General features: G+C 39.3%; 10 protein-coding genes and 1 pseudogene. 4 read left to right on the forward strand and 7 right to left on the reverse strand.

Annotated features, from left to right (window positions below):
* The first annotated feature begins 20 nt into the window (after positions 1-20).
* Together gmk and nadD are read left to right on the forward strand one after the other, a co-directional pair.
* Complete coding sequence (gene gmk, locus AC1DDX_RS08450; protein WP_172662246.1) at positions 21-590, forward strand: guanylate kinase; 570 nt, start codon at positions 21-23, stop codon at positions 588-590.
* A 3-nt stretch (positions 591-593) separates the two neighbouring features.
* Positions 594-1166, forward strand: coding sequence for a nicotinate (nicotinamide) nucleotide adenylyltransferase (nadD, locus tag AC1DDX_RS08455; protein WP_172662247.1), 573 nt, complete (start codon positions 594-596; stop codon positions 1164-1166).
* On the opposite strand, the gene AC1DDX_RS08460 is transcribed toward nadD, so the two are convergent.
* Complete coding sequence (locus tag AC1DDX_RS08460; RefSeq protein ID WP_337717038.1) at positions 1163-1876, reverse strand: SAM-dependent methyltransferase; 714 nt, start codon at positions 1874-1876, stop codon at positions 1163-1165. The two genes, nadD and AC1DDX_RS08460, sit on opposite strands and share 4 nt — an antisense overlap.
* 298 nt (positions 1877-2174) lie before the next feature.
* Here AC1DDX_RS08460 and AC1DDX_RS08465 point away from each other — a divergent pair, with 298 nt between their 5' ends.
* Positions 2175-3479 (forward strand): DUF6600 domain-containing protein, encoded by a 1305-nt coding sequence (locus tag AC1DDX_RS08465; RefSeq protein WP_288883833.1) that lies wholly within the window; start codon positions 2175-2177, stop codon positions 3477-3479.
* 117 nt (positions 3480-3596) lie between these two features.
* Positions 3597-5177 carry a peptide chain release factor 3 gene (locus AC1DDX_RS08470; protein WP_172662250.1) on the forward strand — a complete coding sequence of 527 codons (1581 nt, stop codon included), beginning with the start codon at positions 3597-3599 and terminating at the stop codon, positions 5175-5177.
* Between the two features lie 3 nt (positions 5178-5180).
* Here the strand turns inward: AC1DDX_RS08470 and AC1DDX_RS08475 are convergent, their stop codons facing one another.
* From AC1DDX_RS08475 to AC1DDX_RS08500, 6 genes and pseudogenes are all read right to left on the reverse strand, one after another.
* The gene (locus AC1DDX_RS08475) at positions 5181-6434 is read right to left on the reverse strand and encodes a pyridoxal phosphate-dependent aminotransferase (RefSeq protein WP_337717039.1); all 1254 of its coding nucleotides are present in this window, start codon (positions 6432-6434) and stop codon (positions 5181-5183) included.
* A gap of 20 nt (positions 6435-6454) precedes the next feature.
* Positions 6455-7786, reverse strand: coding sequence for an argininosuccinate lyase (gene argH / locus AC1DDX_RS08480; RefSeq protein ID WP_172662252.1), 1332 nt, complete (start codon positions 7784-7786; stop codon positions 6455-6457).
* Positions 7787-7816: 30 nt separating this feature from the next.
* Complete coding sequence (locus tag AC1DDX_RS08485; protein ID WP_172662253.1) at positions 7817-8884, reverse strand: M20 family metallo-hydrolase; 1068 nt, start codon at positions 8882-8884, stop codon at positions 7817-7819.
* A gap of 6 nt (positions 8885-8890) precedes the next feature.
* Positions 8891-9709, reverse strand: a complete 819-nt coding sequence (proC, locus tag AC1DDX_RS08490) for a pyrroline-5-carboxylate reductase (protein WP_172662254.1) — start codon at positions 9707-9709, stop codon at positions 8891-8893.
* 2 nt (positions 9710-9711) lie between these two features.
* Positions 9712-10500, reverse strand: coding sequence for an acetylglutamate kinase (gene argB, locus AC1DDX_RS08495; RefSeq protein WP_172662255.1), 789 nt, complete (start codon positions 10498-10500; stop codon positions 9712-9714).
* A 15-nt stretch (positions 10501-10515) separates the two neighbouring features.
* Positions 10516-10942 (reverse strand): annotated as a pseudogene (locus AC1DDX_RS08500) (acetylornithine carbamoyltransferase); the annotation flags it as partial.

Consider the following 10942-nt stretch of genomic DNA (forward strand, 5'->3'; position numbering starts at 1 on the left):
TGAAAAACAACAACACAAAAATGAAACAAGGTAAACTTATCATATTTTCTGCACCATCGGGAGCCGGAAAAACAACAATTGTAAAACACTTACTTAAAAAATTTCCTTCACTAAGTTTTTCTATCTCTGCAACAACACGCCAGTTACGTGGAGATGAGAGAAATGACAAGGATTATTATTTTATCTCTAAAGAAGATTTTCTGCACAAAGTTGCTCATCAGGAATTTGTAGAATTTGAAGAAGTTTATAACGGTACTTTTTATGGCACTTTAAGGTCTGAAATTGAACGCATCTGGAATGATGGCAAACATGTGATATTTGACATTGATGTAGAGGGTGGATTGCGCCTAAAGCGCAAGTATGAAGATGATGCCTTAGCTATCTTTGTTCAACCGCCTTCTTTACAAGTGCTAAAAGAACGTTTGAGCGGCCGGGGTACTGATAGCGCCGAAAAACTACAGGAACGTTTTATAAAGGCTGAAAAAGAGCTTGGCTATGCAGATAAATTTGATGTTATCTTAAAAAACTACGAATTAGATACCGCATGTGCCGAAGCTGAAAAACTTGTTGGAGATTTTATCAATAGCTAAATCATGAAAACAGGGTTATTCTTTGGTTCATTTAACCCCATACATACCGGACATCTGGTAATTGCTAATTATATGGCAAGCTTTACGGGGCTAAAGGAAGTTTGGTTAGTGGTTTCGCCTCATAACCCACTGAAGAATAAAAACGGTCTGACTAATATGTATGACCGATTGGAGATGGCCAAGCTAGCGACCGAAAACTCAGAAAAAATCAGGGTTAGCGACATCGAATTTGCCCTTCCGCAACCTTCTTATACCATTGATACGTTGACTTATTTACAGGAAAAGTATCCTGGGAAAGAATTTGTATTAATAATGGGAGCAGATAATTTGGTTTCCCTTAAAAAATGGAAAAATTACGAGGTTCTTTTAAAGAACTATCAAATATATGTATATCCCAGACCTGGTATAGATATTGGTGAATGGGAAAATCACCCTTCAATTGTTATTACTGAAACTCCACAGATGGATATTTCATCTACTTTTATTCGCAAGGGGATTAAAGAGGGCAAAAATGTTCAATATTTTACCCCCGACAATGTTCTTGCTTTTATAGAAAGCAAAAATATGTATCGTTAAACCTGACGGTACAGCAAAAAGATTGTAGGCTTTTTATGCAAATCTATTCGTTCTTTCCTCCACAATGCAATTGGCATTGTTTTAATGTATTCTTCATCTGATGTAATATTGCTGGCAACACTAAGTAATGTTGGCGGTTGGCAACTCTTTAATACATCTTCAAATAAATGATTATTCCTGAAAGGCGTCTCTATAAAAATTTGGGTCTGTTTATTTTTATCTGCTAATTGTTCCAGTTCTTTAATTTTCTTCCCTCTTTCTACTTTATCAATTGGTAAATAGCCATGGAAAGTAAAACTTTGTCCGTTAAAGCCAGAGGCCATTAATGCCAGTAAAATAGAACTTGGACCAACAAGAGGAACTACTTTAATACCTCTTTTATGTGCTTCTGCAACTATATCAGCTCCCGGATCTGCAACACCAGGACACCCGGCTTCGCTCATTAAACCAACGTCTTTCCCTGTCATTAGTTCCTTAAAATATGGGACAAAGGAGTCGTTGCGTTTATGTTTACCATAATCATGAATTACAAGATCACTCTGAGGTACTTTTATTCCAGCTTCCTTCAAAAACTTACGCGCTGTTTTCTCATTTTCAACAATGTAGGTATTTATGGAATTGATGGTATCTACAAGAAAGCTTGTAAAAGATTTATGGGCTGCGTTTTCTGCCAGAGGTACTGGAATAAGAAATAAGGTGCCTTTTGTCATAGATTTTGTTTTGCTTACAAAAGAAGAAAATAATTTGCTGGAAAGCGCATTTGGTGAAGTAAATATTATAAGCAAAGGGTAATCTTCCATCTGAATATAGCCGCTTGCAAATTATTTTTCGTAATTTGTTTAAATGGAAAACCGATTATACATTGGCCTAAATAATACTTAAACCAATAAAATTACGCCATACCTCATAATCGTAATGTAATATTTCTTAAACAGATTAAACTTTTTAGATTATTTGGAACTCAAATTGATAGATAAAGATCGTTAGGTAAATTTAAACACACACACTATGAAAAACATCATCAAATTACCGGCTATTGTGCTGGGGCTTATGCTCCTCTTAACCGGGACCGCACAGCGGGTTATGGCACAAGACGAGGATATCTCCTTGCAATCTTTTTACGACGAATTATCGCCTTATGGCACTTGGATTCAGGATTCTCAATATGGCTATGTTTGGCGACCAGATGTAGAACAAGCAGACTTCAGACCGTATTATTCGAATGGCCGATGGGTTATGACAGAATATGGTAACACATGGGTTTCTGATTACGACTGGGGATGGGCTCCTTTCCATTATGGAAGATGGGTTTATAACCGCTACAGCCAATGGGTATGGATTCCCGATACCGTATGGGGTCCGGCATGGGTAAGCTGGAGAAGCGGTGGCGGCTATTATGGATGGGCTCCTATGGGTCCTGGCATGAATATTAATGTTAACATCAATATTCCGGATCTTTGGTGGGTATTTGTTCCTCAAAGAAATATCTATTATAGCAACTTCCCACGTTACTATTCGCGTAGAAACGTAACTATCATTCACAATACAACTATCATCAATAATGTTTATTCAAGAAACAGCCGTAATTATTATACTGGCCCAAGGGCAGATGACATCAGACGCTCGACCAGACAGGCAGTTCCTGTTTATAACATAGATAGAAGCAGCAGACCCGGCAGAAGTAGTATTAGCGGAAACAAAGTTGAAATCTACAGGCCAAATGGCAGAAGTAGCAGAGAAACTAATGCCGGAAATGTAGCTCCAAGAAATCCGGTTCGTGGCGAAGGGTATGCAAGTCCTAGAACTGACCGCAGCAGCAATGATAGAAGTAATGTTGATGGAAGAGTAACTAATGGTAGGGTATCAAGAGATGGTAGCCAACCAACTGACAACAGAACAAATGAGGGCACAAGAGTAAACAGCCGTCCTGAAAGAGTACAGCAAGAAAACACTTCTCCTTCTCAAAGACCTGCTCGTTCCACAAGAGAGAATCAGGCTCAACCGAGACAGGAAGCTCAACCTCAGCAACAAAGACAGGAGCCGGTTCAACAGCCAAGACAAGAAAGGATTCAGTCGCAACCTAGACAAGAAGCGCAGCCTAGGCAAGAGCCGGTTCAACAACCTAGGCAAGAAAGACCTCAGCCTAGACAAGAACAACCTAGGCAAGAACAGACCAGACCTCAGCCTCAACCTCAAAGATCTGAAAGGGTTGAGCAAAGCAGGCCTTCCAGAGGATCTGAAAGCCGAGGAAATGGGGGCGGCGGAAGAGAAAATAACTCCTCTTCAAGATCATCCAGAAGCGGAAGAGGCTAGATAAATGTTATAAAGAAAAGCCGGCATAAATGTGCCGGCTTTTCCTTTTACACATTCCACACTTTTTTTTCCTTATCTTTGCAGCCTTTTATCAAGCACAACACGCTTAAACTCTTTATGATTAACCCGGAAATAGAAAAACGAAAAACATTTGCCATTATCAGTCACCCCGATGCAGGTAAAACTACATTAACAGAGAAATTTTTACTTTTTGGAGGGGCTATTAATACTGCCGGGGCAGTTAAACGGAATAAAGCAAATCAAAGCAATACCTCCGATTTTATGGAAATAGAAAAGCAACGTGGAATATCCGTAGCTACTTCTGTAATGGGATTTGAGTATAGCAACAAGCGCATCAATATATTAGATACCCCTGGTCACAAAGACTTTGCTGAGGATACTTATCGTACCCTATCGGCAGTTGACAGTGTTATTCTGGTAGTAGACTGTGTAAAGGGTGTTGAAGAGCAAACTGAAAAGTTAATGGCTGTGTGCCGGATGCGTAATACCCCTGTGATCATCTTTATTAATAAGATGGATCGTGAGGGTAAGGATGCATTTGATCTGCTTGATGAAATTGAGAATAAACTTAACATCAGCTTATGCCCTCTTTCCTGGCCTATTGGGCAAGGACATACTTTTAAAGGGGTTTATAGCATTTACAATAATCACCTGAACCTATTTGAACCAGATAAGACTAAGATTAGCGAGCCTGTTATTGAAGTAAGCGATCTGAACGATGAAAACCTGGGTAAGTTTTTAAAGCCGAAGGAGCTTGATGGCTTAAAAGGTGACTTAGAACTGGTAGAAGGCGTTTATGGTAAGCTTGACAAAAGCATGTACACCGAAGGTTTGCTTGCTCCTGTATTTTTTGGAAGTGCTATTAACAACTTTGGTATAAAAGAGCTTTTAGACACTTTTGTTCAGATTGCCCCAAGCCCTAGAAGCCGGGAAGCTGAACAGCGTGAGGTTCTGGTTAATGAAAAGAACTTTTCAGGCTTTGTTTTTAAGATCCATGCTAACTTAGACCCTAAACACCGTGACCGTATTGCCTTTTTAAGAATATGTTCAGGAAAATTTGAGCGTAATAAATTTTACTTCCATACCAGACAAGGTAAAAAACTAAAATTCTCTAACCCAATGGACTTTATGGCCAATGAGAAGAGCATTGTAGAAGAGGCTTGGCCAGGTGATGTTGTAGGATTATATGATAGTGGCAATTTCAAAATTGGCGATACCCTTACAGAAGGAGAACAATTGCAGTTTAAGGGCATTCCCAGCTTCTCTCCTGAAATATTTAAGGAAGTTGAGAATAGAGACCCTCTGCGCACTAAACAGCTGGAAAAAGGCATACAACAGCTTACCGAAGAAGGCGTTGCTCAGCTATTTATACAACAGCCTGGAAACAGAAAAATAATAGGTGCTGTTGGAGAGCTTCAATTTGAAGTTATTGCCTTCAGACTTGAGCATGAATATGGTGCTAAAGCATATTTCAGAACCTTAAGCTATGGCAGATCAAACTGGGTAACATCTAAAGACAAGAAGAAATTAGAGGAGTTCCTAAAACGTAAGCAACAGCATATTGGTCAAGATAAAGATGGCAACCCCGTTTTCCTTGCAGATAATGAATTCATGATCAATATGACCATGAGGGATTATCCGGATATCGAATTTCACAAAACTTCGGAATTCAAATAGCTTTTATTTTAGCTTTCCTAGCGCGGCTTTAATTCTCGGTAACATATCTTTAATATCCTGCAAAGAGCATCCACCAACAGAAGCTCTGAACCAGGCCATTGATTCGTCGTTTCCAAAAGCCGAAAAAGGGACCAGCGCTGCCTGAGCTTCTTTAATTAAGTAGAAATTTACGTCTGCACTGTTTTTAATCAAGTCTCCGGATGGTGTTGTTTTACCTATGTAATCGATTTTAAGCGTCAAATAAATAGCTCCCATCGGAATTACAGAATCCACATTAAAGCCTTCTGATTTTAATTGCTGAAAGCCATTATGAAGCTCATCCAGACTTATTTGAACTTGCTCTTTAAACGAGCCCAGGAAAAGATCAACAAGATTGTTGTTTTTAAAGTACTTAGCTACCGCTACTTGCTCTGCCTTAGGTGCCCATGCACCAATATGACCTAACAATGCCTTCATTTTACTGATAATAACTTCCGGACCAAAAGCCCATCCTACCCTAACACCTGTGGCAGAAAGGCATTTAGAAATTCCATCTATATAGATTACATACCCTTTTAGTTCTGGACGTAAACTTACCGGATTAACATGTGTGCGGCCAAAGGTTAGTAAAGAGTAGATCTGGTCGTATAGGATATATAGGGGCTTTTCGTTTGCTCCTCTTGATTTGTTTTCTTCAATCACCACTTCACAGATCTCTTCAAGCTGCTCCTGAGTAAACATTGTACCGGTAGGATTTAATGGAGAACAGAGCGCAAGTAACGTTGCTCCTTTTAAATGTGGCCTTAACTGATCTGCAGTGGGCATAAAGTTATTCTCTACCGTAGTTACTACAGCTATACCTTTTGCTGATGAAAGGTGACAATAATGATTATTATTCCATGATGGTGCAGGATAAATCACCTTATCGCCAGGATCAATTAAAGCGAGGTAAGTGGCATAGATCAAGGGTCTTGAACCTCCTGCAATTAAAATATCAGATACAGAATAGTTCAATGAATACCTGTCCTTTAAAATGTCTACTACCGTTTCGCGAAGGGGTAAGATACCATCAGCAGGCGGATAATTGGTATGGTTATGATGGTAAGCATCAATAATCTCGTCTTTAAGTTCAGCAGGGATTGGAAAAATCGAAGGATCAAAATCTCCAATGGTCAGGTTTGCAATCTGCGCTCCTTTTCGCTTCATATCATTAACCTCGTTACCAATTTTAATGATTTCAGAGCCTATAAGGGTGTTTGCTAATACTGATACATTCATTTCTTATGCTTTATTTATAGTTAAGATAGCAATTGCTGAATAGCTTCTTTGGTTTTTTCAAATTTAAACTGAGACAGGATCTCGTCCATCATGTCTTCAATATCACTATTGCATAGGTTGCCAATGCTTCCCTCATGAGTATGGTGTATTTCTGTGCCAGGTATAAATGTTCCGTTCTCTATTGACTCACCTACGATTTTATAGGCCTCTCTGAAAGGAGTCCCTTTTAATGCCAATTCATTTACCACTTCTACACTAAACAAGTATGCATACTTTTTATCAGCCAATATATTGTCTTTAACAGTGATGTTTTGCAACATGAAAGTGGTCATCTCCAAACACTCGTTTAATGAGGTAATTGCAGGAAATAGATTTTCCTTTAATAATTGAAGATCTCTATGGTATCCCGAAGGAAGATTGGTGATCATCATAGCAATTTCGTTTGGCAAAGCCTGTATCTTATTGCAGCGAGAACGAATCAGTTCAAACACATCAGGGTTTTTCTTATGAGGCATGATGCTAGATCCGGTGGTTAGTTCATCAGGGAAGCTAATGAAACCAAAGTTCTGGTTAATGAATAAGCAAACATCCATAGCCATTTTAGCTAATGATGCTGCTACAGATGACATGGCCTGTGCCAGAATGCGTTCAGTTTTCCCTCTACCCATTTGAGCATACACTACATTATAATTTAGCCTTTCGAAGCCTAATAATTCAGTAGTCATTGTTCTGTTTAATGGGAAAGAAGAACCATATCCTGCTGCAGATCCTAAAGGGTTTTTATTACAGATCTTCCATGCCGCCAGCATTAATTCCATATCATCAACCAAGCTTTCAGCATATGCGCCAAACCACAATCCAAAAGAAGATGGCATTGCTATCTGCAAGTGGGTATAACCTGGTAAAAGTTTATCTTTATGCGTGTTGCTTAATTCCAGTAGCTGGCCAAATAAAACAGAAGTGTTGCCAACCATTTCTTCGATGCAGCTTCTAAAGAAAAGTTTAAGATCAACTAAGACCTGGTCATTACGAGATCTACCGCTATGGATCTTTTTACCCGCATCTCCAATTCGTTGGGTAAGCAGCCATTCTACCTGAGAATGTACATCTTCTACCGTATCATCAATAGTAAATTTACCGGCTTCAATATCGGCATAGATATTTTTAAGTTCTTTTTGAATTGCCTTAAGCTCATCCGCGGTAAGTAATCCTATACTTTCAAGCATTTCAACATGTGCAAGGGAACCAAGCACATCAAAAGCAGCCATTTGCAAATCCAATTCCCTGTCTTTACCGACGGTAAAGGTTTCAATATCTTTATTTACGTTTACGTTTTTTTGCCAGATCTTCATTATAATCTATTATAGATACCAAAAATACAATTATTTGCCCTTTATTACCGGCTTAAGCATTTCAATATAAAGCTCAATCCCCTCGGCAATCTCGTTTACATAAACGTATTCATCAGCCATATGAGAACGTGCTGAATCGCCAGGACCAACCTTTACTGAAGGGATACTCAACAAAGCCTGATCTGAAGTTGTTGGAGATCCGTAAGTTGTTCTTCCAAGTGCAATGCCCGACTGAACCAACGGATGTTCTTTATCTATTGATGATGGTTTTAATCTTATAGATCTTGGAGTTACTTCACAATCTACATTGGTACGGATAATTTTTAATACCTCTTCATTGGTATAGGCATCTGTTACGCGGACATCTACAGTAAAAGTACATGTAGCCGGAACAACATTATGCTGAGAGCCGGCATTGATGATTGTAACCGACATTTTTAACGGACCAAATACCTCAGAGATTTTAGAAAAGCGGTAGTTTCTGAACCACTCAATATCTTTAAGGGCTTTATAAATTGCATTGTCTCCTTCCTCACGTGCAGCATGTCCCGCTTTTCCCGTTGAAGTACAGTCTAATACTAACAACCCACGTTCAGCAATTGCAAGATTCATTTGCGTAGGCTCCCCTACTATCGCAAATTCCAGTTCACCTAAATCAGGGAGTACACATTCCAAACCGTTGTTACCTGAAATTTCTTCTTCGGCCGTTGTAGCCAAACAAATGTTATAGCTCAATTCTTCCTGATTATAAAAGTAGAGAAATGTTGCAATAAGCGATACCAGGCATCCTCCTGCATCATTACTTCCCAACCCGTATAATTTGCCGTCTTCAATAGCTGCATCATAAGGATCACGCGTATAGCCTGAATTTGGCTTTACGGTATCATGATGAGAATTTAAAAGCAAGGTAGGTTTACGCTTATCAAAGTGCTTATTATATGCCCAGATGTTATTAAGCTTCCGGTAAGTTTTTATATCACGTTGCTGCAAAAACTGTTCAATCGCATCAGCCGTCTTATCTTCCTCTTTACTAAAAGACTGAATGCCTATTAGCTCTTTTAACAATTCTAAACTATCTTTTTGCAGTTGTTCTATCATAAGTAATTATTCTTTAGTGTATAAAGCCCCGGCTTTGATTGCCGATAACTTAATACCTTTAATTAAAGATGAGCTGAAGCCATTATGCTCCATCTCGTTTAATCCTGCTATTGTACACCCTTTAGGGGAAGTAACTTTATCGATTTCCTGTTCAGGGTGTGACTGCATTTGCAATAGCAGATCCGCAGCACCTTTTGCCGTTTGCACAGCCATTTTTAATGCTTCATCGGCATGGAAGCCAATTTCTACTCCACCCTGTGAAGCTGCTCTTATTGCACGTAAGAAAAAGGCAATTCCACAGGCACATAGTGCAGTTGCAGAAGTCATCAGGTCCTCGTTAATTTTAACAACAGCCCCAACAGTTTCAAACATTCTAACGACCTCATCTACGTTCTCTTTAGACGCATTATCGGTGGCCACACAAGTCATGGATTGGCCTATAGCTATAGCTGTATTTGGCATTGCCCTTACAACCTGTACAGCATCTCCCAGTTTATTTCTGATATCAATACAGCTTACACCTGATGCAACAGAAATGAAAACCTGTTTCTTTGGATCAACAGCTGGGCGTATTTGATCTAATAATTGATTCAATTGCTGAGGCAAAACCGCCAGAACAATAATATCAGCCGCAGCAACTACGGCAGCATTTTCGCCGCTAACCATAAATCCCTGATCAGAAAATGCAGTTAAATTAGAAACATTGCGCCTAGTCAAAGTAATCTGACCGGGTTCTGCATAACTCGCCTTAACTAGCCCTTTGGCTAAAGAGACACCAATATTTCCGCTTCCTAAAATGGCAATACTGCCTTTAAACTGGTTCATAATTATCTGATTAATCGGGTTCCGAAATTCTGTTGATCTATTTGTGGCAATTCATCTGCTTTGCCAATATATACTGCACTAACTCCACTTTTTATAGCTTCAAAAGCATTATGTAATTTAGGTATCATTCCGCCCGAAACTACGCCTTCATTTTTCAGGGTTTCAAATTCACCCATTCTAATCACCGGTACTAAAGACTGGTCATCATCAATATCCCTCATTACTCCGCGCTTTTCGAAACAGTAAATTAAAGACGTATCATAAAGGGAAGACATAGCAACAGCAACTGCAGATGCAATCGTATCTGCATTGGTATTTAGCAATTGTGAAGCACCATCATGGGTTATCGCACACAATACAGGAACCAGGCCAGCCTTTAGCAGACTATCTAAAGTATCTGAGGAAACGGAAGTCTCATCAAGATCTCCAACAAAACCATAATCAATATCCTTTACAGGTCTTTTAACAGCTTTTATTATGTTTCCGTCTGCGCCGGTTAAGCCAATAGCATTGCTGCCCTTAGCCTGTAACTGGGCAACCATATTCTTATTAATCAATCCGGCATAAACCATGGTAACTATCCGAAGCGTTTCTATATCAGTTATACGCCTTCCTTCTACCATTTTGGCCTCTACGCCCAATGAAACCCCCAGTTCAGTTGCAATTTTACCGCCGCCATGAATTAAAATCTTATCTCCGGGAAGCGCTGTAAAATCAAGCAAAAACTGATGTAGTTTTTCTGAATTATCTATAACATTCCCGCCGATTTTAATTACACTGAGTTTCTTCATATGGTTACCAGATTATTATAATTTTTCTAACATTTGTTTTAATACGGCCTGTGCTGCCCATAAACGATTTCCCGCTTCATGGATAACCAACGAGTTAGGGCCATCCAATATTTCAGAAGAGAGTTCAAGGTCTCTGCGAACAGGCAGGCAATGCATTACTTTTGCATTATTTGTGCCTACTAATTTCTCATTATTAAGCATCCATCCTTCCGGATAGGTAAGTACTTTTCCGTACTCCTTAAAGCTAGACCAATTTTTAACATAAATATAATCCGCCCCTTTTAATGCTTCATCTAAACTATGTGTAATGGTTGCACCAGGAGTAAAATCTTCACTTAATTCATATCCTTTTGGCTGAGCAATGGTAAAATCAAGCATTCCATCCACTTGAGCCTTACACATCCATTCTGCAAATGAGTTAGGAACTGCCTGAGGCAAGGCC

The sequence above is a fragment of the Pedobacter sp. 10L46_2 genome (genome assembly GCF_056395165.1).